14 protein-coding genes are annotated in these 23,094 nt (G+C 75.7%); 6 read left to right on the top strand and 8 right to left on the bottom strand.

Annotated features, from left to right (window positions below; genetic code table 11):
* Positions 1–255: 255 nt before the first annotated feature.
* The 5 genes from ACIQWR_RS07915 to ACIQWR_RS07895 form a co-directional block, all read right to left on the bottom strand.
* Complete coding sequence (locus tag ACIQWR_RS07915) at positions 256–3,288, bottom strand: poly(A) polymerase (RefSeq protein ID WP_404005876.1); 3,033 nt, start codon at positions 3,286–3,288, stop codon at positions 256–258.
* Complete coding sequence (locus ACIQWR_RS07910; RefSeq protein WP_404005875.1) at positions 3,288–5,138, bottom strand: RNA ligase family protein; 1,851 nt, start codon at positions 5,136–5,138, stop codon at positions 3,288–3,290. The genes ACIQWR_RS07915 and ACIQWR_RS07910 overlap by 1 nt, the downstream gene beginning before the upstream one ends.
* A 102-nt stretch (positions 5,139–5,240) precedes the next feature.
* A complete protein-coding gene (locus ACIQWR_RS07905; RefSeq protein WP_404005874.1) occupies positions 5,241–5,708 on the bottom strand; it encodes a hypothetical protein in 468 nt (155 codons plus the stop codon).
* Between the two features lie 154 nt (positions 5,709–5,862).
* Positions 5,863–7,101: a DUF418 domain-containing protein gene (locus ACIQWR_RS07900; RefSeq protein WP_404005873.1), complete on the bottom strand. Its 1,239-nt coding sequence runs from the start codon at positions 7,099–7,101 to the stop codon at positions 5,863–5,865.
* A gap of 167 nt (positions 7,102–7,268) precedes the next feature.
* Entirely contained in the window at positions 7,269–9,026 is a 1,758-nt protein-coding gene (locus ACIQWR_RS07895; protein ID WP_404005872.1) for a VanW family protein, read from the bottom strand.
* A gap of 280 nt (positions 9,027–9,306) precedes the next feature.
* Between ACIQWR_RS07895 and ACIQWR_RS07890 the strand changes: the two genes are divergently transcribed.
* Positions 9,307–10,449 carry an NUDIX domain-containing protein gene (locus ACIQWR_RS07890; protein WP_404005871.1) on the top strand — a complete coding sequence of 381 codons (1,143 nt, stop codon included), beginning with the start codon at positions 9,307–9,309 and terminating at the stop codon, positions 10,447–10,449.
* A 686-nt stretch (positions 10,450–11,135) separates the two neighbouring features.
* Positions 11,136–12,062 (top strand): class I SAM-dependent methyltransferase, encoded by a 927-nt coding sequence (locus tag ACIQWR_RS07885; RefSeq protein WP_404005870.1) that lies wholly within the window; start codon positions 11,136–11,138, stop codon positions 12,060–12,062.
* Between the two features lie 93 nt (positions 12,063–12,155).
* On the opposite strand, the gene ACIQWR_RS07880 is transcribed toward ACIQWR_RS07885, so the two are convergent.
* Together ACIQWR_RS07880 and ACIQWR_RS07875 are read right to left on the bottom strand one after the other, a co-directional pair.
* On the bottom strand, positions 12,156–13,547 hold the full coding sequence (locus tag ACIQWR_RS07880; RefSeq protein WP_404006389.1) for a DEAD/DEAH box helicase: 1,392 nt from the start codon (positions 13,545–13,547) through the stop codon (positions 12,156–12,158).
* Positions 13,548–13,922: 375 nt separating this feature from the next.
* Positions 13,923–14,417 (bottom strand): MarR family winged helix-turn-helix transcriptional regulator, encoded by a 495-nt coding sequence (locus tag ACIQWR_RS07875; RefSeq protein ID WP_404005869.1) that lies wholly within the window; start codon positions 14,415–14,417, stop codon positions 13,923–13,925.
* An 86-nt stretch (positions 14,418–14,503) separates the two neighbouring features.
* On the opposite strand from ACIQWR_RS07875, the gene ACIQWR_RS07870 reads away from it, so the two are divergent.
* Both ACIQWR_RS07870 and ACIQWR_RS07865 read left to right on the top strand, forming a co-directional pair.
* The gene (locus ACIQWR_RS07870) at positions 14,504–14,860 is read left to right on the top strand and encodes an HGxxPAAW family protein (RefSeq protein WP_404005868.1); all 357 of its coding nucleotides are present in this window, start codon (positions 14,504–14,506) and stop codon (positions 14,858–14,860) included.
* Between the two features lie 90 nt (positions 14,861–14,950).
* A complete protein-coding gene (locus ACIQWR_RS07865; RefSeq protein WP_404005867.1) occupies positions 14,951–18,349 on the top strand; it encodes a hypothetical protein in 3,399 nt (1,132 codons plus the stop codon).
* 96 nt (positions 18,350–18,445) lie between these two features.
* On the opposite strand, the gene ACIQWR_RS07860 is transcribed toward ACIQWR_RS07865, so the two are convergent.
* Entirely contained in the window at positions 18,446–20,686 is a 2,241-nt protein-coding gene (locus tag ACIQWR_RS07860) for an MMPL family transporter (protein ID WP_404005866.1), read from the bottom strand.
* A gap of 288 nt (positions 20,687–20,974) precedes the next feature.
* On the opposite strand from ACIQWR_RS07860, the gene ACIQWR_RS07855 reads away from it, so the two are divergent.
* Positions 20,975–22,264, top strand: a complete 1,290-nt coding sequence (locus ACIQWR_RS07855; protein WP_404005865.1) for a sensor histidine kinase — start codon at positions 20,975–20,977, stop codon at positions 22,262–22,264.
* On the top strand, positions 22,261–23,028 hold the full coding sequence (locus ACIQWR_RS07850) for a response regulator (protein WP_404005864.1): 768 nt from the start codon (positions 22,261–22,263) through the stop codon (positions 23,026–23,028). Before ACIQWR_RS07855 ends, ACIQWR_RS07850 begins: the two co-directional genes overlap by 4 nt.
* Positions 23,029–23,094: the final 66 nt, after the last annotated feature.

Here is a 23,094-nt window from a genome sequence, read left to right as displayed (position 1 = left end):
CCCCCGGGTGGGGCCGTCAAGAGGTTCAGCGTTCATGAACTGAAGATCCGTCGATGCGTCACATACGCGTCAGGCCTGTGAACTTGGGGTTTCTTCAATCCTTGTGAAAAGTATTGACGAAAAAAGTCGCGGGCGCTTGGCTAAGGCTCCCAACGGATCCGTCCGGCCGTGCCCGAGGAGACCCGGGAGGCCCGCTGTGCGCAGTGTGTTCGGGAAATGGCGACACTGCCCCCTTTCTTGGGGGCAGTGCCTTCGCTACTTGTCCGGAGAGGTCCGGAACGGCCGCGACCCGTCGGGCGTCGGTACCTCGGGCGTCGGTACCTCGCCGCCCGCGACCAGGGCCACCTCGACGCCGGCCAGCCCGGCGGCCCAACGCCCGCCGATGGCGGCGATCCGCCCGGCGTCCGGCGGGGTCGCCCCCAGGCCGATCGCGTACCGGACGACGCCCGGCTCCGACGGGAACGGGTGCGGCCAGGCGTGCGCGTCCACGGCGCCCGCCTCCTCCAGCGCGGTGACCAGCGCCCGCATCCGGCCCCGGACCTTCCCCGGCAGCGCTCCGGGCTCCCCGGGGCCTCCCGCGCGGACGGTGACCTGGGCCCAGGCCGCGTGTCGCCGGTGCAGCGGCGGCGGGTCGAGCAGCTCGGGCCAGGGCCCCGGACCGCTCTCCGTGATCTCCCAGGCCCGGTACAGCTCCCGCACCAGGAGGTCGCGGAAGCCGGCCCCGACCTGGCCCGTGCAGCTGCGCACCGGCGCGGAGGGCGTCAGCACGGTGACCGGCGCGCCGCCCCCGTCGCCCGCACCGGCGTCCTGCGGACCCGTACCGTCGGCGCCGCGCAGCGCCACGGGAAGCCGCCAGTCCCAGGCGGCCCAACCGCCGAAGAACTCCCGCAGCAGCACCTCCCCGGTCGGCTCCACGGGGTGCTGTGCCACCGTGCGGGCGGCCAGCACGGACCAGGCCAGGCCCGGGAGGCCGCCGAAGGGGGCGCGGTCCAGGCCGCGGGACCGTGCCCATTCCTTGACCCGGCGGGCCAGTTCGGCGAAGGCGGCGTGGTGCGCGGGGCCCACGGCGAGGCGCACCGCCTCGGCGTCGCTCACCGCGCTCAGCGCGAGCGCCGCGCCGCCGCCCAGCTCGGCCCGCCGGGCCACCGCGGCGTCGGGCGCGATCCCCGCGCTCGCCACGACCGCGAGGTCCACGTCCAACGCACCGACCCGCAGCCGCAGTCCCGGGACCCGGGCTCCGTGCACCTCCCGGACGTCGACCGCCTCCGGCAGCGCGGCGAGCACCCGCTCGCGCAGCCGCGCCGGATCGACCCGCCCCGCCAGCGCCGCGACCAGGTCCAGGTCCGCGCCGGGCAGGGCGCAGCCCATCCGACGCGATCCGGTGACCTCCACCACCCCCTCGGGCAGCGCCCGCGCCAGCCGTTCCGTGACGGCCCGCGCGAGACCGTCGGTGACGTCCGGGTCGACAGGGGCGACAGGGCGCGCCGGACGGTCGTGGCCCTGCGGCAGCCACCGGACCTCGCCCGTGCCCAGGGCCACCGTGAAGCGCACCCGCATCGGTTCCCCGCCCCGTCGGGACAGCACGGCGAGCGAACCGACCCGTGCGGCCCCCATCGGGGGCGCGGCCAGCGCGTCCGCGCACCGGGCCGCCGCGCGCCCGGGGTCCGTGCTCCGCCCCAGCGTCAGGTGCGGGGTGAAGCCGTCGGCGCGGCCCGCGCAGCGGGGGAAGCGCCGTACCAGCGCCGCCCGCAACTCCTGCCAGGGCGCCTCCCCGCCCGCCGCCGGGTCCAGCCACAGCGTCGCGTCCTCGCGCTGCCCGAAGGAGTGCACCCCGGCCGGGCGCGCGGTGAAGGCGGGCACCCCGGTGACGGCCTCGGCCAGCACCGCGGCGGCCCGCTCGAACGCGGACTCCGGGACGAACCCGAACAGCAGGTTCACGTGCGGCGGCCAGCGGTCCACCCGCGGGTCCAGTTCCCGGCGCAGTTCCTGGACGGCAGGCCACCATTGCTCGGGCGGGATCCAGGCCACGGCGGTCCGCGCGGTGGGCGCCAGGTCGAGCACGGCCGGTCGGCTCCGGTCCGCCCCTCCGGATACGTCGCCCCCCTCGAGTACGTCGCTCCCCTCGGGTGCGTCGCTCCACGCCGCTGCGGTGCTCCCCGCCGGCGCGGCTGCGCACGCGCCGAAGTCCAGCGCGGCCTCCACGCCGTAGTGGTCGGACACGAACAACCCGTCGGAGGTGGCGGGCCGGTCCCCGCGCAGTGCCGCCGAGGCCGCCGAGGCCCCGCCCCGCAGCAGGATCCGGTCCAGCCTGGCCCCGCGCCCGCTGAGCGAGCCCACGGCGGCCAGCGGGTTGACCGTCGGGTCGAAGGTCGCGGTGGTGTCCGCCTCCCCGTGCACCTCGGCCCACGCGTCGCGCAGCCCGAGCGCCGCGGCGGGTCCCGCGTCGCCCCCGCGCCCGTCGTTGAAGTCGCCCATCAGCACGACGTGGCCGTCGATCCCCGCCAATCCCTCGGCGAGCCGGGCGAGTTCGGCGCCGCGGCGACCCGCGCCGTCCGTGGAGTGGTCGCTGCTGAGGTGGGTCGCGGCCACCACCAGTGGGCCCGCCACCGTCTCCACGGTGACGGCGGTGACCCCCTTGTGCGAGCCCAGCGAGTGAACTCCCGCCTCGCGCACGGGAATCCGGCTCAGCAACAGCAGGCCGGTGTCGGCCACGTCCCGAGCCCGCGGCGAACCGCCCAGGGTGTAGGAGGCGCGCACCCAGGGCTCGGCCAAGACCATCTCCAGCAGCCGGGGCTCGACCTCCTGGAGCGCGATGACATCGGCGTCCGCGGTCGCCAGCTCGGCGAGCAGCAGCGGGCGCCGCCGCGCCGTCTCGATGAGGGGTCCGTCGTAGCGGTCCCACAGGGTGTTCCAGGTGAGCACGCGCACCACCGCCGCCGTGGGCGGGGCGGGCACGGCGTCACCGACCGGCACCCAGCCGCGCGCCGGATCCCAGGCGTGCGCCGTCCGCGCCGTGAAGAAGGGCGCGCGGAGCAGCCGGGGCGCGCGCGCCCGTCCGGCACCCGAGCTCTCGATCCGGTCCACGCCGGTGGCCCGGTCCCACACCAGCTCGCCGTCCGCCTCGACGAACAGCACCCGGTGCCAGGGGACGTCGCCGCCCGGAACGAAGGAGGGCAGCGCGACGCGCTTCGGCTCGGCCCCGCGCTGGAGCAGCCCCAGCACGAACCGGGCGGGATCGAAGCGGGGGTCCCAACGGACCTGGTGGTACAACTCCTCACTGGTCCGCATCACGCCTCCCCGCCGTCGTGGCGGAGGCCGTGCGGGCGGAGCCCGTCGGGCCCGGCACCGCCGTACCCGTCACCGTCGTGCAGGCCGCCCGCGGTGTCCTCGACCGTGCCGCCCGTCCCGACGTACCAGGTCCGGTGCGCCTGACCGGGGTACGGCGGACCGAACCGGCGCAGCTGGGCGTCCAGGACCGCGGCCGGTACCGGATGCGCGCGGCTGCCGTTGCGATGGCGCAGCGTGTCCTCGTCGGCCAGGACGACGACCTGCGTCACCAGCGCGTCACGCCGGCGGGCCACCGACCCGACCAGGGCGCGCTGCGGGGCGACCAGCGAGGTGGCGTCCCACACCACGGTGCCCCCGGCCCCGAGCGCCGCGTCGAGCCGGTCCAGCCCTTCCCGCAGCACCTCCGCGTTGGCCCGCTGATCACCGCGCGCGCCGCGTGCGGAGCGCAGGTCGTCCAGCGAGACGTACGCGTCCACCCCGGCCAGCGCCCGGCCGAAGGTGCTCTTCCCGCTCCCCGAGGGCCCGACCAGCTGGATCAGCCGCGGGAAGTCGCCGTCCCGCCACCGCCAGGTCGCGGCCACCGCCTCCTCGACCCCGCCGACGCGCCCCTCGGCCCACGCCTGCCGGGCCTGCGCCCAACACCGGTCCGCCGCCGTCGCACCGAGCCCGGCCAGCGCCTCCCGCAGCCCCGCACGCAGTGGCCCGTAGGGCCGTTCGCCGAGCAGACCCGCCTCCTGCGCCCACAGCGCCGACCACTCCACGCACTCGCGCGCCCCGGCGCCCTCCGCGTCGGCGCGCGCTCCCGCGACGGCCCCGGCCACCGCGTGCAGCACGCCGAGGTCCGCGGCGGCCGACATCCCCGCCAGCCCGGCCCGCCGATCCTCATCGGGGAACGGCAGGTGCAACCGCCCCTGGAGCCCCACGAGATCGGCCACCCGGCGGGCGAGCGGCAGCCCGAGCGCCGCCGCGAGCCGCGGCGCGAGGAGCCCCCGGTGCGCACCGTGCAGCGCGGTGGCGAGCACCCCGGCCAGCCGGGCGTCCCCCGACCGCCCCAGCACGTCGAGCCGGGCCGCGACGTCGGCCACCGCCCCGATCTCCGCCTCGGGCACGGCATCGGGCACGGCCTCGGCCGACGAGGTGGGTCGCACGCCGGCGGCCGCGAGCACGGCCGGTACGTCGGGCTCCGCCCCCGAGCGGACCGCCCACAGCGGGGCGGCCGGGCCGAGACCGTTCTCCACCACGGACGCGAACATCCAGTGGGTGCCGGTCTGCACGTGCCCCCCGCGCACCCACTTCGCCACGTGCCCGGCGAAGGCCGTACGGTCGAAGCCCGCCACGGAGCGCACGACGTACCCCTCGTGGCGGCCGGTGTCGAGCTTCAGCTTGCGCAGCGCGCGCTCCGCCGGCGCGTCCAGGACGCCCCGCCACAGCACCCGCGGCACCGGCACGCCGAGCCCGGTCAGGAACCGCACGGTGCGGTCCCAGTCGAGGCAACGGTCGCCGTCCCAGACCGAGAAGCCGTAGAACCAGCTGTCGAGCGCGTCGTAGGGGAGGGAGTGGCGGGCGTAGAGGTTCTCGCCGCAGATCCGCCAACCCGCCGGAATGCCCGGGCCGATGCGCCCCTGGAGGGCCTTCACCCAGGCGCGCGAAGGATGGTGGGCGGAGTCGAGGGAGCGGGCGTGCAGGCCGTCGGCGTAGAGGGTCGTGTTCTCGCCGTCGAGCTTCTCGGTCACCACCACCTCGCGCCCGCAGAGCCCCGCCAGCCCCGACAGGTCACCGGCCCGGACGTCGTCGGGCGTGGCCCCCGGGGACCAGGGGAGGTGCGGGGTGCGGGGGTAGTGGGTGCGCATGGTCCGCTCCGGTCGGTGACGTGTCCCCGCCACTGTATGAAGGGGCACCGAAGGGATCCACCCAATATCCACCGACCGGTTCGAGCCACTCGCGGCCGTAGCTCAGCGGCCGTACTGCTCCGCGCACAACTGCGCGATCGACGGTGAAACCGTGCCGTTGGCCGCCGCGCACAGCGCCGACATGTCGTACGCCCGCCCCGGCGCGGGTCGGGCCTGGGGGCGCGGCCGGGCCCGTGGCGTGCGGGCCTTCGCCGGGGCGGGCGCCCGTACCGTCCCGGACCGGCGCGGTGCCGACCGCCTGGTCCCGTCCGCGTCCGGAGCTTCCTCCCGGTCCGCTGCCGCGGCCTCGGCCGTTCCGGGCGGCCCGGGGGTGGGCGGGGCGGCCGCCCGCGCCGGGTCCTCCGGCAGCCGACCGAGGGGGAGCACCGCGCGCGGGGAGGGCGTACGGACGTTCACGGGAACCGGTGTCCGGGCGGCCGGTGCGGCCGGTGCGACGGTCGTACATCCGGTGGTACCCGCGCCCAGGAGGAGCGCGGCGAGGGACAGGGGCAGGACCCGACGCAGCTGCATCCGCCCACCCTGCCGCATGGGGGGACCGGGAGCGGCGCACCGTCACGCGTACGGGTGAGCGCGAGCCGCTGCCGTACCGGCGTGCGCGGCGCGCGAGCCGGCGCGCGGTGTGCACGGGAGAGCGAGCTGTGCGCGAGGGGCGCGCCCCTCGCGGTCAGGCACCGGTGCGGGCGCGGGCGCGCGGCGCGGTGGCCAGTCGTAGGGCGTGTTCCAGTGGTCCGCGGCGCAACGGTGAGTGCGCCCAGGCGCGCTGCCACCCCCAGGCCGCGACCAGGGCCACGGCGCAGAACGCGGCCAACGCGCCCCAGGACGCCGCCCCGTTCGCCGGACCGGCCAGCACCAGCGCGTGCACCACGTAGGCGCTGAGCGCCATCGCGCCCAGCGCGGTGAGGGGCCGCAGCAGCCGGGCGGCCAGCCGGCCGCGGGCCAGCAGTACGAAGCCGCCGATGAGTGCGGCGCCGACGCCCGCGTTGCCGAGCGTCTCCAACGGGGTCTGGCTGTAGGGGGAGGCCAGGAGCAGCCAGTCCCACGAGGTGCTGGGTATCGCGCCGTACTGCTGGGCGAGCACGGCCCGGACCGGATCGGTGGCCGCCATGGCCTCGGGGTGGTGCGCGGCGATCGCGGCCAGCAGCCGCTGCCGCCCGCCGAGCACCTCGGTGGCCAGCCACGCGGAGCCGTACGCCACCGCCGCGACGGCCGCGCCCCACAGGGCGAGGCGCCGGGCGACGGCCGTCTCGCGGACGTCGCACAGCCGCCCCAGCGCCATGCCGGCGAGCACGTACGGCAGGTAGGTGACGACCGGGTACGCCCCGGTGAGCAGCAGCCCGCGCAGGACGTCGCCGAGCCCCGTCCAGCCGCGGGCCAGGTCGGTGAGGTCGGGCACCGCACCGCGGCCCGAGGCTCCGACCCCGAAGAGCGGGCCGAGGACGTACGAGAGCAGCGGCCCGACCACCACGCCCGCGGCCGCGACCACCGCGAGCGCCTTGGTGGAGAGACGGGTGAAGGGCTCGGCGGCGAGGAAGTAGAGGGCGAAGAAGGTCAGGATGACCAGGATCCCGGGCCAGAGCGCGGCCAGGGACAGGCCGAGCACGGCGAGCACCGCACAGCGGATCAGCAACGGCCGCAGCCGCCCGGGCGCCCCGCCCCGGCCGGCCCCGACGCCCGCGGGGACGGAAACCGGGCCCGGGCCCGAGTCCGGGCGCTGCCGCTGGGCCAGGGCCAGTGAGAAGCCGGCGAGGAGGGTGAAGACGGCGGGCGCACGTCCGTCGGCGGCCAGGACCAGGTAGTTCGCGCCGGAGGGGCGCGCACCGGGTCCGACGTGCACGGCGAACATCCCCAGCACGGCGAGGCCGCGCGCGGCGTCGACCCCGGACAGTCTGCTGCTGGCGCTCATCGGTTCCTCGGGGCAGGAGAGGAGTACAACATCATGCTCAGGTAGAGGTCGATAGTGGAACAAAGGTTCCGTTTCGCCCCGACGAACCGCAGGGGTCGCGGCGGGCCGCGCGGACCGTCGCGGGTCGTGTGGCCCGGCCGCCGGTGCTGATCAGCCGCCGGTGCGGATCAGCCGCAGGTGACGGTGTCGCGCGGGGTGTACCGCGTCCTGAACTTCTCGCGCCCGACCTCCTTGCCGCCCTGCTCGAAGATCCGGTCGACGGTGACGTCGAACCCTTCGAGCGGGGTCTGCGCCTCGCACCGCGCCCCGCTCCCGGTCCGGGTGCCCGGCTGCTCGACATTGGTGCGCGGCCCCTTGACCGCCTTGACCGCGTCGTACTTCTTGGTGCCGAGGAAGGTGATGGTGACCGAGGTGTCGGTGGCCGACGCCTGGATGTAGAGGGCCTTGCCCGAGTCGTTGCGGAAGCTCTGGTCGAGGCTGCCCCAGGCCACCGTGGCCTCGCGGCCCTCCGGGTAGCGCTCGATGTAGAAGGAGTGCGCGCCGTACTCCACCGGCTTGACCCCGGCGAAGAACACCGCGTTGAAGACGGTCGTGGCCACCGCCGAGACCCCGCCGCCCGCGGCCTTCTCGTACTGGCCGCCATTGATCATGATGCCGTCGACGAAACCGTTCTCCTTGGTGCGTTCGCCCACGGTCCGGTTGAAGCTCCAGATCTCGTCGGGCAGCACCACCGAGCCGTTGATCAGCTCGGCGGCCCGGCCTATGTTCGTCGTGCGGTAGTCGGCGACCGGGAAGTCGACGGTGAAGGAGGACACCTCCTCCTTGATGCCGAGCTCCGCCACGTTCTGGCGGGTGAGCTTCGGCTGCACCGCCTCCGTGGCCACCGCGCCGGTACGGGCCCCCGCGCCCGACTTCACCAGCAGCGGGAGCACGGCCTCGCCCAGGGTCCGCTCGGTGACGCGGCGACCCGCGCGGCCGTCCTCGGCCACGGAGACCCGCCCCGGCCCGTCGAGCCGCAGGCGCGCTTCCACCGGACCCGGCGCGGCCTCGCGCAGCGGGCCCGCGAGCGCCGGATCGGCGAGCAGCGCCTTGGCGTCGAGGTCGGGGACCAGGCGGCCGCCGTCGCCGGCCTTCATGGCGAGGTGCCGGGCGAGGGCGGCGGGGTCGACGACCACGCGCCGCCCTTCGAGGGTGAGGGTGACGGGGGCCGACACCGCGGGTCCGGCGAACTCCTTCAGGGCCCGCTCCGTCTCCCGCGCCCCGATCCGGGGCTCGGTGGTCCGCACCGGCAGCTCGACGGGGTCCGACCCGCTGCGCGGGTAGGCGGCGCGCAGGGCGTCGAGCGCGCCGTCGGTGCGCAGGGCGACACCGCTGACCGGAACGACCGCCTTGGCCTTGCCCTTCTCGAAGCTGATCGCCCCCTCGACGACCGCGCGCCCCGTCTTCTCGCCGAGGCCGTCCAGAGCGGCCCGCGCCATCCCCTCGTCCATCCGGACCACCGGCTCCACCTCCCGGCGGTCCGGACCGAAGAGCCGGCCGAGCACGGTGACCGGATCGGAGCCGGCCCGTGCGGCGCGCGCGGCGGTCGCGGCGGAGTCGAGGGACAGGCCGAGGGCGCTCGGCCGCACCCGCTCGACCCGGTCGCCGACGCGCACGGCGAACGCGGCTCCGGCCTCGGCCTCGGCCGCGGGGCCGAAGGCGCGGTCCAACGCCCGGCCCGCCCGGTCCCGGTCCATGCCGCCGAGGTCCACGCCGCGGACGGTGGTGCCCCGGCCGATCTCGTCGCCGGCCAGCGACAGGCCCGCGACGTACAGACCGGCGCATCCGATGGTCAGGGCCCCGCCGGTGACGGCGAGCGGGCGCAGCAACCGCCGTCGTCGGTTCCCGGTGGCCGTCGCGGTCCCCGTGTCACCGGCGTGCGGCATCGCTGTCCCCCTGGTCGATCGCGTCTGGACGGGCCGGGGGCTTTCACACCGACCGGCCCGCGCCCCGAAAGCTACCAAGAGGTACATAACCAGGTAATAAACGGTCATTGGTCAGGTAAAACCGGCAGGTCGCGGGCATGTTCGGCCGCCTTGTGTGCGCCGTGTGCGCGCCGTGCGCGCGGCGCCGTAACCCGGGGGCCGCGCGCGCTGTTGCACAGGCGTCGGGAACACCCCCTGGCCCCGACCCGGCCCTCTCCCACCCACGGTGAACGGAGTACCGATGCCGCAGCTGACCGACACGGACCACACGGACCGGGCGGACCACGCGATCCCGGAGCCCGCGACCCCGGACCATGCGATCCCCGACCTCGCCCCCGATCCCGCGTTCCCGGACGCCGCACCCCGGGCGGACGGGCCCCGGGCGGACGGGCCCGCGGCGGCCGGCGACACGTGGATGAGCCCCGCCGAGTACGGAGCCTCGCGCGCCGCGCTCTGGAGCGGAGCCTGCGTCCTGGTCACCGACCCCGACGGACGGGTGCTCGTACAGACCGTGGACTACCGGCCCGACCGGCTGCTGCCCGGCGGCGCCGTGGACGCGGGGGAGGCGCCGTCCGCGGCGGCCGCGCGCGAGGTGTACGAGGAACTCGGCATCCGCGACCACTACCCGCGCGGGCTCGTCGTGGACTGGATCCCCGCCGACACCCCGGGATTCGAACCGGAGATGCGCTTCCCCGGCGAGATCCTGCACGTCTTCGACGGCGGCACCTGGGACGCGGAGCGCATCGCCGCCATCCGGCTGCCCGCCCAGGAGATCACGGGGGTCCACTTCGCCGAGCCCGCCGATCTGCCGGGCCTGATGCACCCCGGCGACGCCCGGCGCGCGCTGTCCGCACTGCGGGCCCGCATCGACGGCGGTGGTCCGGCCCTGCTGGAGGACGGGCGGCCCACCGTGCCGGGCGCGCTCGACCGGCTCGGCGCGCTGCGCACCCGGCGCGTCGCGGAGCGGGGCGGCTGGTGGGAGGGACCGGCCCCGGAGGCGTGCGTGGTGCACGACCGGGCGTCCTGGTTGTTCGCCCCCGACGGGCGGGTGCTGGTGCTGATCGCCCGCGCCACCGGGGCCGCACGGCTCCCGGACCTCACCCCCGACCTGGTCACCTCCGCTCCCGAACTGCTGGGCCACCTGCGCGAGGCGGACGGCGTGCGCATCCGTTCCGCGGCCCGGCTGCACGCCCTCGGTCCCGCCGGCGACCCGGCCCACGTCCGCCTGCTGGCCACGCCCGAGCAGGTCCGCGACCTGTGCGACTGGGGGCCGGCCGCGGCGGACCAGCTGGACGCCGTCCACGCGGCCCGCGTCCGCCTCGCACTGCCCCGCTCCCCGCGCCGGCCGTCCACGGAGCTCCCGGCGGAGGGCCTGGCCTGGTGAACCCGGGTCGCCGGCCGACGAAGGGCCGATGGCGGGCCGATCCCGAGTGATCGAAAGAGAAAATGATCAAGTGTTCACCTCGCCGTGTGGCGGTCCGGCGGTCGCCCGGCGGTCGCGTGGTGGGAGCCCGACGGCCCGACGCCCGGGTGGGTGGCCGGCCGTTTGGAGGGGCGGGCCGCCGGGGCTGAGCCAATGGACCGGGCAAGCCCCATGCGCCTAGACCATTGGCTCAGCACTCTCACCGTTCGGTCTTTCCGTTCGTGAAGCCCGCTCCGCGGGTCCGATCGGTGCGGAGAGGGCGGTCGGGCCCCTGTCCTGAGAGTCTGGGACGGCCCCGCGGCGAGCAGGGGCCCGGCGGTCGGATGCGACTCGTTCGCTTTCGCAAGAGAAGGTGGCCGGCGATCGTGTACCACCCGCCCGCGCGGGACCCCGGCGGGCCCGTGCCGGTGGGCCCCACGCGTGGTGTCCCCGCTGGTCAGGAGCGGGGGCAGGGGGCGTCGCGCGGCCGCCGTCCGACCCCGTACCGGCGACGGCCCGAGCGGCGCGATCCGTTCCTCCGGCGCTCCGCTTCGGCATTCTCGGCATCTCCACAGCCTCGTCATGTACCCGTCCTGTGGTCTAAGGTCTGGCTACCCGGCCAGGTGTCAGTGCTGATCCCATGCCATATCCCCGGAGGACGACTCTCCATGTCGCAAGCTGCGCGTCTCCCTCTCACCGACCCCGAAGTGCTGTCCACGGCACCGGTTCCCGCGGGGTTCAACGACGTGGAGGGATGGTTCTGGAACGTCGACCAGGTGTTGTTCGACTGGTTCCTCGGGCACCAGAACGCCGATGCCGAGCACCGCGGTGACCTGCTCGAACTCGGCTCGTACATGGGCAAGAGCGCGATATTCATGGGCAAGTACCTGCGCGACGGCGAGGAGTTCACGGTCTGTGACCTCTTCGACTCGCCCGCCGAGGACGAGTCCAACCTCGCGGAGACGCAGTCCTCCTACGCCTCGCTGACCCGCCAGGCCTTCGAGACGAACTACCTCGCCTTCCACGAGGCGCTGCCCACCGTCATCCAGGCCCCGACCTCCGTGGTCGGCGACCGGGTGCGCGCGGCCAGCTGCCGCTTCATCCACGTGGACGCCTCCCACCTCTACGAGCACGTGCACGGGGACATCGAGGCCTCCCGCGTCCTCGCGGCGCCGGGCGCGGTCGTGGTGTTCGACGACTACCGCTCCGAGCACTGCCCCGGCGTCGCCGCCGCCGTGTGGGGCGCGGTCACCACGTCCGACCTGCACGTCATCTGCGTGTCCGGTACGAAGCTCTACGCGACCTGGGACGACCCGGCCCCGCTGCAGAAGGCCCTGCGCACGTGGCTGGAGGGCCGCGAGGACCTCTGGCACGGCATCGACACGGTCGTGGAGGCACCGCTGGTGCGCATCGGCGGCCAGAAGGCGATCGCGCCGTCCGCGCCGAAGCCGCTCCGGGCCCCCGAGGTGCCCGTCCTCGCGGCGGTTCCGGCCCAGCCGAAGCCCGCGCCGCGCTCGCGCCGGGCGCGCAAGCTGGCGAAGGACCTGCTGCCGCCCATCGTGACGCGGGCGATCGTCGCGAGCCGTCGCCGCTGACACGGACTGCCGGTCCTCAGGACCGACGGAAGGGGCCGGGTGCGCGCATCGCGCACCCGGCCCCTTCCGCTTCCGCTTTCACGCGGTGGACGCTCAGACCCCGCGGCGCACCCGTGCGGCAGCGCGCGCTTCGGCGGCCTGGCGCGCCTCGGTGGTCTTGCGGGACTCCTTGGGCTTGCCGCCCGGCCGTCCCGGCCGGGTGCCCATGCCGCGGAAGGCGAGGGTGCTGTTGGCCTTGCCGCCCTTCCCGTCCTTGCCGCCGTCGGCGGGAGCGGCTCCGGCCAGCGGGACGCCGGACGGCCTCTTCGCCCCGGTGATCTTGCTGAGCAGCGAGTCGCCCGAGCGCACCTGGGTGATGGTGGGGCGGATCTTCGCGTCGGCCAGCAGCCGCGTCATGTCACGGCGCTGGTTCGGGGTGACCAGGGTGACGACCCGGCCGGACTCGCCCGCGCGGGCCGTACGGCCGCCGCGGTGCAGGTAGTCCTTGTGGTCGGCGGGCGGGTCGACGTTCACGACGAGGTCGAGGTCGTCCACGTGCAGTCCGCGCGCGGCGACGTTGGTGGCGACCAGGACGGTCACCGCGCCGGTCTTGAACTGGGCGAGCGTGCGGGTGCGCTGCGGCTGCGACTTGCCGCTGTGCAGGCCCTCGGCCCGTACGCCGTTGGCCCTCAGGTGGCGGGTGAACTGGTCCACGGCGTGCTTGGTGTCGAGGAACATCAGCACCCGCCCGTCGCGCGCCGCGATCTCGGTGGCGGTCTCGTACTTGTCGGCGGCGTGGATGTGGAGCACGTGGTGCTCCATCGTCGTCACCGTGCCGACGGAGGCGTCGACGGAGTGGACGACCGGGTCCTTGAGGTACGTGCGCACCAACTGGTCGACGTTGCGGTCGAGGGTGGCGGAGAAGAGCATCTTCTGACCGTCGTGGTGCACCTGGTCGAGGATCTCGGTGACCTGCGGCATGAAGCCCATGTCGGTCATCTGGTCGGCCTCGTCGAGCACGGTGATCTTGACGCGCTCCAGGTGGCAGTCGCGCCGCCCGACCAGGTCGCTGAGCCGCCCGGGCGTGGCCACGACGATCTCGGCGCCGTTCTTGAGGGCGCTGACCTGACGGCCGATGGACAGGCCGCCGACCACGGTGGCCATGCGCAGCTTCATGGCGTCGGCGTAGGGGGTCAGCGCCTCGGTGACCTGCTGGGCGAGTTCGCGCGTCGGTACGAGGACCAGCGCGAGCGGGCGCTTGGGCTCGGCGCGGCGCCCGGCCGTGCGCACGATCATCGCGAGACCGAAGGCCAGCGTCTTGCCGGAGCCGGTGCGGCCGCGGCCGAGGATGTCGCGCCCCGCGAGGGCGTTGGGCAGGGTGGCGGCCTGGATCGGGAACGGCTCGCGCACCTCCTGCTCCGCCATCGTCGCCATCAGCTGCTCCGGCAGCCCCAGCTCGGAGAACGCCTCCACCGCGGGCAGGGCCGGGGCGATCGTCTGCGGCATCGCGAACTCGCCCTGCGGCGCGAGGGGCCGCGCGGACTTCTTGGGGGACTTCGCGGTCTTGGGGGGCCTGCCGGGCTGGACGCCGAAGCGGCCACGGGCTGACGGATTCAAACGGAGAGCCTTCCTCGATACGGAGCACGTCGTCGAGGAGTCCGGGACCGGGCCGAGGGGGCGACGGGCGGGCATGCGCGAGAACGAGCCGGAACGAGCCGGGGCCCGTACCCAGCGGTACGGGCCCCGGCTTCGTCGTGCGTCGGCGACCGGTCAGAATGCCGTGCGCCGCAAGTAACCAACCCATTTTACCATCGGCGCCCGAAGGGCCCCGCGGCCGGTGCGCACACCCCGTTCCGGCGGCGGTCGGTTCCGGTTTCCGCGCTAGGGCGCGGTGATCCGGTCGCTGGTGGAGCGTACGTGTTCCAGGTGGGCGCGGGCCTCGTCGGCGGCCCGGGCGAACCAGTCGGCGATCACGGCGACCTCGTCGGGGGAGTAGTCGGCGAAGAGCGCGCCGAGCCGGGCGTAGAAGGGCTCGTACACCGCGACCACCCGCGCGGCGGCGGTCGGATCGGCGACCACCCGCACCCGGCGCCGGTCCGAGGGGTCGGGCTGCCTGCGGGCGTACCCGGCGCGCTCCAGCCGGTTGAGCACGCCGGTGACGGCCCCGGTGGTCAGGTTGGCCCGCTCGGCCAGGTCGCCGGCGCCGAGCGGGTTCTCCCCGGCGCCCAGGACGTGTCCGAGGCAGGTCAGGTCGGTGACGTTCAGCCCCAGCAGCTGGGCCACCTCCTGCTGGCCGATCAAGCCGAGGCTGACGTAGGCGTCCATGCGCTGGATCGCCTCCCCGGCCGTGGCCGGGGGGCGGGGCTTGCCGTCCACGCGAATACTCCTTAGCATCTAAGTAACTTAGCTCGTGAGATGAAAGATCCTGCTCCGAGCCTACTGTCGCCTACCCCGGGAGAATCATGAGCGCGCACGGAGACGTCGACCTGGGCCACACCGTGGCCGGCTGGACCGGAACCGTCGTGGGCGTGCTCGGCTCGACGGTCACCGGACTCGCCGTCTGCCTCGGCTCGACCCCCGGCGTGTGGGCCGGCCTCGCGCTGGTCCTCCTGTCGGTCCTCGCCACCTGGCTCCTGCACCTCGCGGGCTGGGGCAAGGCGAGCGGGCCCCGCCCGCACGCCCTGCGCGACTGGCGGGTGCGCGACACCACCGCCCTGGCCGGTCACACGGACTGCGTCGGCTGCCGCGTCGCCGCCCGCGGTGCGCACGGTCGGGGCGCACGCGCGCACCTCCCCGTGGACGAGCCCGCGGCGGTGTGACGGCGCACGCCCGCGACCGACCCGAGCGGAGCCGCCCCCGCGGCACCCCGGGCCCGTGAGCCGCGGCGACCCTCGGTGACACTTGTCCGCATGGCTCAAGATCTCCGGGACCCCGCGGACCTGCTCCTCGACGCGCTCGAACCCCTCGCGTACCGCGCACGCACGCGGTCCTTCGTCGCCCGCGCGCGGGAGATGGGACCCGAGCGGGCCGCCGCGCTGGCCGCGACCCTGGACCGGCGCGGCACCTACGAGCGTTCGCTCGGGGTCCTCGCCGCCGCCGTCGCCGGGGACACCGCCTGGATCGCGGCGCGGCTCGCCGACCCGGACGCCGTCGTGCGCGGGCAGGCGCTGGCCGTCGCCGCCCGCGTCGACGACGAGGACTTCGCCGCCGCCCTCGACGACGCCCCCGCGGCCGTCCGCGGCCAGCTGCTGCGGGCCGTCGTCGCCGGACACCGCACCGCGCTCGCCGACCGGCTCGTCGACGCGGTCCGCGCGGACTGGGGCGACGCCGAAGCCGCCGTGCTGCTCCCGGGATGCGGGGCGGCGACCGTCGAGCGGCTGCTGCCCGCAGTGTCGTACGCCGTCAAGAGCTGGGGCCACCTCGCCCGCCGGCACCCCGACCTCCTCGCCGACGCCCTCGACGGGGAACTGCGCGCCCTGCCCGAGGCGTTGCGGGTCGACTGGTGGTACCGCAGGGCGTCCGCCGTCGAGGCCCTGGCCGTCGCCCGGCCGCTGCGGGTGCTGGACCTGTTGGAGCGCGGCGCCGCGAACGGACTGCCCCGCCCGCTCCACCGACTGGCCGCGCGCCTCTCGCACGCCGACCCGGACCGCACCCTGCGGATCCTGATCACCCCGAGCGGCGACCTCCTGCCCGAAAGCGTCGCCGGACGCCCCGCGGTCCTGGCCAGGCTGGCCCGCGGTGCCTCGCCGCGGACCCTGCTCGCGCTGGGCAAGGTGCTCCACCGCCATCGTGCGCACCCGGGCCAGTTCGCCCGGCTGACCGCGGCCCTGCCGCCCGGGCGCAGGGCGGCCTTCGTCGACGCGGTTCGTGGGGGCCGCGCCGACGAAGCCGCGGGCGGTGCGGACGCCCGCATCGACACCGAGCTGCTCGCCGCACTGCCCCGCGCCGCGGCGGCGGCCGAAGCGCGCCGGACGATCGGGGCGGCGCGGGAGCGGGGCGAGGGCGCGAGCGCCCTGCGGCTCGCCGTCGCCCACCTGCCGCCCACCGAGGCCCGCCCCGAACTGCTCGCCGCCACGACCGGCCCCGTGGCCCACGACCGGGCCGTGGGCTGGCGACTGCTCATCGCCAACGCGGGGCGCTCGGGCGACCCCGGGGCCGTGCTGCTCGTCCTCGCCGAGATGGCCCGGCTGCGCAGCGAGCAGGACCCGGTGCGCACTGCGGCCCTGGGCGCGCTGGCCGACGTACGGCCCGCGCTCCTCGGGGACGAGGCCGCACCGCACCTCGAACGGATCGCCCGGGACGCCGTCGAGGCCCGCGACTGCTCCCACTCCACGCGCGACGCCCTGACCCGCACCGCCCTCGGAGTGCTGCGCGAACACGCGTCGGCAGCCGACTCCGCGCTGCGCGCCTGGGCGCTGCGCACCGTCGTCGACGACTTCGGACGCACCCATCACCTCGCTCTCGGGCGGCTCGACCAGGCCCTGGGCCACGGTCAGGAACGTCCGCTCTACGAGGCGCTGCGGCCGTGGTTCGAAACCTGCGCCGGGCAGGGGGAGTTCCGGCCGGTAGTGGCCTTCGCGCACGCCCTCGGCCGGCGCGCCGCCGAACTGCCCGCGCTCCAGCAGCTGCTCGCGGCGGCCGTGCACCGAGGTCGACCGAGCACCGCGCGGGCGGCCGTCGCCCTGTGGCTGGCGCCCCGGGCGCACCGCGGCGCGCGCGTCGAGGAACTGCTGGCCGCCGACCCCTCGGCCGTCTCGCTGTCCCAGGTCGCCCACGTGGTGACCCACCAGCGCACCGACCTGCTCGGCGCGCTGATCGGCGAGCGGCCGGCCGGCCGCTTCCACGACGCGAGCCAGCGCCCCCGGCCCTTCCTCTCGGGGGTGCACCGTTGGACCGGCCGCCAACAGGGCCGTGTCGCCGAGGTCCTGGCCGCCGAGTGCGCGGACACGACGCTGTCCTTGAGCAGCCGCGCCTTCGCCGTCGACGCCGTGGCCCGCGTCCCCGGCCGGGGGCTGGCCGTCGTGCGCGCGGCCACCGCCGACCCCGAGGTGCTCATCGCCGAAGCCGCGCTCGCCGCCCTCGTCTGGACCGACCGCCCCGGGGAGACGCTGCCCGAACTGCTCGCCCACGCGGGCGGGGACCGGGCGCGCGTCGCCGTGTACGCGGCGACCCGGGCCTCCCGGTACGTGTCGCCCACCGGGCTGGAGGGCGTCCTGGGCGCGCTGACCGCGCCCGGAGCGGCCAAGGTGACGAGCCGCAAGGAGGCCGTGCGGCTCGCCGCCGTCCGACTGCGCCGCCCCCGGGTCGCCGCCGTGCTCGCCGAGGCGTTCGCGGCGCCGGGCCAGCACCCCGACGTACGGGCCGCCTGCGTGCCCTTCGCGGCGCCGCTGATCGGTGACGAGCGCGCCGCGCGGCTGCTGGCCGCAGCCGCACAGGGGGGTCCCGCCGAACGGGCCGCGGTCCTGCGGGTGGCCCCCACGGAGCTGCCGGAGGCGGCGCGGGCCCCTTACGCCCGGATCGTCCTCGCCGGGAGCGCGGGCGCGGAGCCCGAGGAGGTCGCCGCCGCCTGCCGGTCCCTCGCCTCCTGGCTGCCCTGGGCCCCGGACGAGGTGGTGGAGGCGCTGCTCGCGGTCGCCGTGGACCTCGGTGCCCGGCGGGGCTGGTCCGCAGCGGCGGACGTCCTCGCGGACGCCGCCACGAGCAGCCCGCAGGCGGGCCGGGGCGTCCGGAGGGCGATCGACGCACTGATCGCGGCCGACCGGCGGTCCGTCGACGGCCCCGACGACGCGGGTGCGCTGCGGGACCGGCCCGCGCTGCGTCGGATCACCCACCTCGCGACCCGACTCGCCGCCCCGCTCGACCGGGTACGCCACGGTGACGGCGCCCCGCGCGCGGTCGTGGCGGAGGTGGTCGCGGCGCTCACGGCCTACGACGCCACCACCGCGGCCGGTATCCGCCTGAGCGCCCGCGCTTTCGAACCGGCGCTACCGCGCGAGGAGTTGTACGACTTCCTGCTCCTCCTGGCGGGCGCTCACGCGGGCCGCCCGGGGCTGGTCCGCTCCACCACGGACGCGCTGCGCGCCGCCGCCCTCACCGAGGACGGGGGGACCCCCGAGGCGCTGCACGCGGTCGCGGGGCGCCTGGCCGCCACGGGGGACCGTACGGAGGGCCTCTTCGCGGTGGCCCTGCTCACGGCGGCCGGACTGCGCGCACACTGGCCCGCCGCCCACCGGGACCTGCTGCGCACCCTGCGCCGCCACCCGGAGCCCGACGTCCGCGACGCGGCCCTGGACCGCACCACGGGGTAGCGCCGCCGCGCCGGCGGTCTCTCGCCGACGGGGCGAACGCGGGCACCCACCCGGCCGTGCGGACCGGGGGGGTGCGGGCGTGCGGAAGGGCGTGGGTCAGGGGAACGGTACGTGGTGCGGCTCGGGTGCGGGCTGCGGGTTCTGGGCGGCCCGGGTGGCCTGGGGGGACCGCGTACGGTGCTTGGTGCGCCCCGGTCGGACGGGCCACCAGGTGCCGCGGCCGAGGAGCGCGGCCAGCGCGGGCACCAGGACCAGCGACAGGACGGAGGCGGAGAGCAGGATGCCGACCGCGGTGGCGAAGCCCACCTGCCGCGAGCCGGGGTCGGGCGCGACCGCCAGGCTGCCGAAGGATCCGGCCAGGACCAGGCCCGCCGTGGTGATGGCGGGCGCGGTGCTGCGAACGGCGCGGGCCACCGCCGCCCGGGCCGGACCGGGACGTTTCATCTCCTCCCGGATCCGGTCGCTGATCAGGATGTTGTAGTCGGTGCCGAGGGCGACGACGAACAGGAACAGCACCAGCGGGAGGGTGAAGGCGACGCCGGGCTTGTCCAGGAGGTGCTGGAAGACCAGGGCGGAGGCGCCGAGCGTCGCCGCGAAACCGAGCCCGACGGAGATCATCAGGATCAGCGGTGCGAGCAGGCTGCGCAGCAGGACGACCAGGATCAGGGCGATCAGGGCCGCCGCGACCGGGAACACGATCCGCAGGTCCTGGTCGACGGCGTCGGCTATGTCCACGAACACCGCGGCGGTGCCGCCCACGTGGGCCTGGGTGCCCTCCGGGGAGTGGGCCCGCACCGTGGCGCGGATCGGACCGGCGACCAGGTCGCGGGCCGGCTGCGTCTGCGGATCGACGGTCAGGAACAGGTCGATGCGGGCGGCCCGGTGGTCCCCGTTCAGGGTCGTCGGCCCGACCCGGCCGACGCCCTTGACGGCGGCGAGGTCCCGGGAGAGCCCGTCGAGGCGCCCGGTGGTGAGGGCGGCGCCGCCGTCGCGGGCGGTGACGTACACGGTCGTCGGTTCCCAGGCGTCCGCCGGGAGGGCGCGGCCGATCTCGGCGGCGGTCTCGGTGGCCGCCGTCTTCTCGCCGCTGCCGCCCTGGCCGTAGTCCATCGCGATCCCGGCCAGCCCGGTGGCCAGCACGCCCAGCAGGGCCACGGAGGCGAGGGCCATGACCACCGGCCGCCGCGCCACCAGTTCGCCGAGCCGCCCCGCCGTACCCGGGCGCGGGGCCCGCTTCAGGGCCCGCGAGGGCCAGAACATCTTGCGCCCCGCCATCGCCAGCATGGCCGGCATCAGCGTCAGGCTGCCGAGCAGCATCACCAGCACCGACACCGCGATGGCCGGACCGAGCACCCGGAACTGCCCGAAGGAGGCGATCCCGAGGGTGGCGAAGGCGGCCACGATGGTGAGCGCCGCCGAGGTGATCGCCGTACCCACCCGGCCGGAGACCTCGGCGGCCACGGCGCGGGCGTTGCGCTCGGGCTGGGCGCGCAGCTGTTCGCGGTAGCGGAAGAGGAGGAAGAGGAAGTAGTCGATGCCGATGCCCAGCAGCACCACCCCGATCAGGCTGGGGGTGGACCCGTCGAGCTTGATGCCGGTGAGCATCGCGGTGCCCGAGACGGCGCCGCCGGCGGCGCCGCCGATGAAGGTGATCGCGAGCAGGGGCAGGAAGGCGGCCAGCACGCTGCGGAAGACGAGTACGTTGAGCAGCACGATCAGCGCCATGGTGAGGCCGCCCACCACCTTGGACCTGGTCTCCCCGGCATCGGTGGTGTCGGTGACCGACGCGATGCCGCCGGTGAACCCGCTGCGCAGGCCCGCCTCGGCGAACTCGGCCCGGGCGTCCGCCCGGAACGCGCGGAAGACGTTCAGTAGACCGGGGTCCATGGAGTTGCCCGTCAGCTGGACCGAGAGCAGCTGGAAGCTCCGGTCCGGTGCGGTCATGGCGGGGGCCACCCGCGGGGTCTGCGAATGGTCGATCAGGAGGAATTTCGGGCCGGCGTCCTTCTGCGGGGGCATGGCCACCCGCTTGCGCCCGAGCTTCTCCGCCGCGGCCTTGACGTGCTGCTCGTCGGCGCCGGTCAGCGGGGCCCCGTCGGACCGGCCGACCAGGACGGTCACCGTGTTCGCGTCGGGCTTCACCCCGAAGCGTTCCTCGGCGACCTTCAGCGCGGCGGCCGAGTCGTAGCCGGCGGGCAGGAAGTCGCCCGGCTGGGCTCCGGTGACGCGGAAGACGAGGGCACCGTTGAGGAAGGTCATGGCGATGCCCAGCACGGCCCAGAGGGCGATCACCTTCCATGGGTTCCTGGTGGAGAAGCCGGTCAGGGCGCGGATCACGAATGTCCTCCGGTGGTGCGGGGCGGTGCGGGGCGGGCGTTCCGGGTGGTTCCCGGCCTGTATCCAGACCATCAGGAGGAGGGGCCGCGATCATCGGGGCGCGGGATGAGAAGCGGACGGGGAGCCTGGTCCGGCGCCGGCCGCGGCCCAGGACCCTGGTCCTGGTCAGGGACTCCCCCCGCGGTCCGTGGTCGCTGCACGGACCCGGTGCGAGAATGGGTCCAGGCGTGGTCGCGGCGCCACCGGCACGGGGTCGGAGGGGTGGTCGGCGGCCCGGGGGAGGACCAGATGAGCGGCCGAGACGCCGCAGCACCGCTGTGGACGCGTGAGGACGCGCTCGTCACCATCGGCGCGGTGGCGGCGGACCTGATCGCCTACGGCATGGCGCGGCAGGCCGGGCACTGGCCTGGCGCGCCGGGCGAGGTCTTCCTCCTCGTGGCCTCCGCGCTCCCGCTGCTCGTGCGCCGCCGCTTCCCGGTGGCCGTCTTCGCGGCGGTCATGGTCTTCGAGGTGGCCCTGCGCATCGGCCTGCCGGTCGCCCCGGGCATCAACACCAGCCTGGTGATCGCCCTGTACGCGGTCGCCCGGACCGGGCGACCGGCAGCCACGGCCGGGGTGAGCCTCGGAATCGTCGCCCTGGCCCTGCTCGGATCGGTGCGCGGGGTGTCGTTCGGGATGGCCGCGCTGGGGTACGCGACCTCGGCGGTGATCGTGGTCGGGGCCGCGTTGCTGGTCAACCGCTGGCAGCGGGACGCGGAGGTCAACCGCCGGCTGCTGGCCGACCGGGCCGTCGCCGAGGAACGCCGCCGCATCGCCCGGGAGCTGCACGACATCGTGGCCCACCACATCACCGTCATGCAGCTGATGGCGGGCGGCGCACGGGCCAATCTGGAGAAGGCCCCCGAGGCGGCGCGCGAGGCCCTGGTGACGCTGGAGGGCTCCGGCCGGCTCGCGCTGAGCGAGATGCGCCAGCTCCTCGACGTCCTGCGGGCCGACGACCCGCCCACGGACGCGGCGGCGCCGCGCCCGCACGGCTTGATGGCGCCCGAGGCGCCCCAGCCCGGCGCCGACGACCTGGACCGGCTCGTCACCGAGTCCCGCGGAGCCGGCTTGCCGACCGAACTGAGCGTCCTGGGGGAGCCGTACCCGCTGCCCCCGACCGTCGGCCTCACCGTCTTCCGGGTCGTCCAGGAGGGGCTGACCAACGCCCGCAAGCACGCGGGGGACGCGCGGGCGTCCGTACGGATCGCCTACCACCCGGACCGGATCACCGTCGAGGTGTGCGACGACGGGGTGGGCGGGACCGGCCCCGAGGGCGGGGCGCCACCGGCCCGGTCGGGGCGGCGCGGCTCCGGGTACGGTCTGATCGGCATGCGCGAACGCGTGGCGCTGCAGGGCGGCACGCTGGACGTCGGTCCGCTCGACGAGGGCGGGTTCCGGGTGGCGGCCGACCTCCCGGTCGACCCGAGCGCGGGGACGTCCGTGCGGGAGTCCGTACGCGAATCCGTGCGGGAGCCCGTGCGGGAGCCCGTGCCGAGATCGGTATCACAGGACGTACGAGAAGGGGCGCGGCGATGAGCGCGGCGGCGGGCGGGGCGACGAGCGGGACGACGAGCGGAACCGCGGACGGGACGGCGGGCATCGCCGAGGGTGGGGCGCCGGGACCGATCCGGGTGCTGATCGCCGATGACCAGCCGCTGGTGCGGCGCGGCCTGGCCCTGATCCTGGGGCCCGACCCGGACATCGTCGTGGTCGCCGAGGCGGGTGACGGCGAGGAGGCCGTGGCCCTCGCCCACCGCCACCACCCCGACGTCGTCGTGATGGACATCCGGATGCCGGTCCTCGACGGGGTCGGGGCCACCGGACGGATCGCCGCGGAACTGCCCGGGTGCCGGGTCCTCGCGCTGAGCACCTTCGACCTGGACGAGTACGTGGTGGCCGCGCTGCGCGCGGGTGCCTCCGGTTTCCTGCCCAAGGACGTCTCCCCCGAGGAACTGCTGGCGGCGGTCCGCACCGTCCACACGGGCGAGGCGGCGGTCGCCCCGCGCCTGCTCACGCGGTTGCTCTCCGCCTACGTCACCACCGCGGCCCCGCCCCGCTCCGCGACGCCGGTCGCGGTCGTCGGCGACCTCACGCCCCGGGAGGCCGAGGTGTGGCGGTTGATGGCGACCGGGCTCGACAACGGCGAGATCGCGGGGGAGATGGACATCAGCGGCTCCACCGTCAAGAACCACATCACGAACGTCTTCAACAAACTCGGGGTGCGCGACCGCGCACAGGCGGTCATCGCCGCCTACGAATCCGGGATCGTCGAGGCCGCCCGCGCGCGGGACTTGGCTTAGATGTCCCGCTGATCCGGTGGGTTCGCGCCGTGTTGACCCTCTTCGATGGCTGGAAAACGTTGGCCC

Source organism: Streptomyces sp. NPDC098789 (assembly GCF_044759975.1).
Classification (GTDB): domain Bacteria; phylum Actinomycetota; class Actinomycetes; order Streptomycetales; family Streptomycetaceae; genus Streptomyces.
This window is presented reverse-complemented; position numbering and strand designations above follow the sequence as displayed.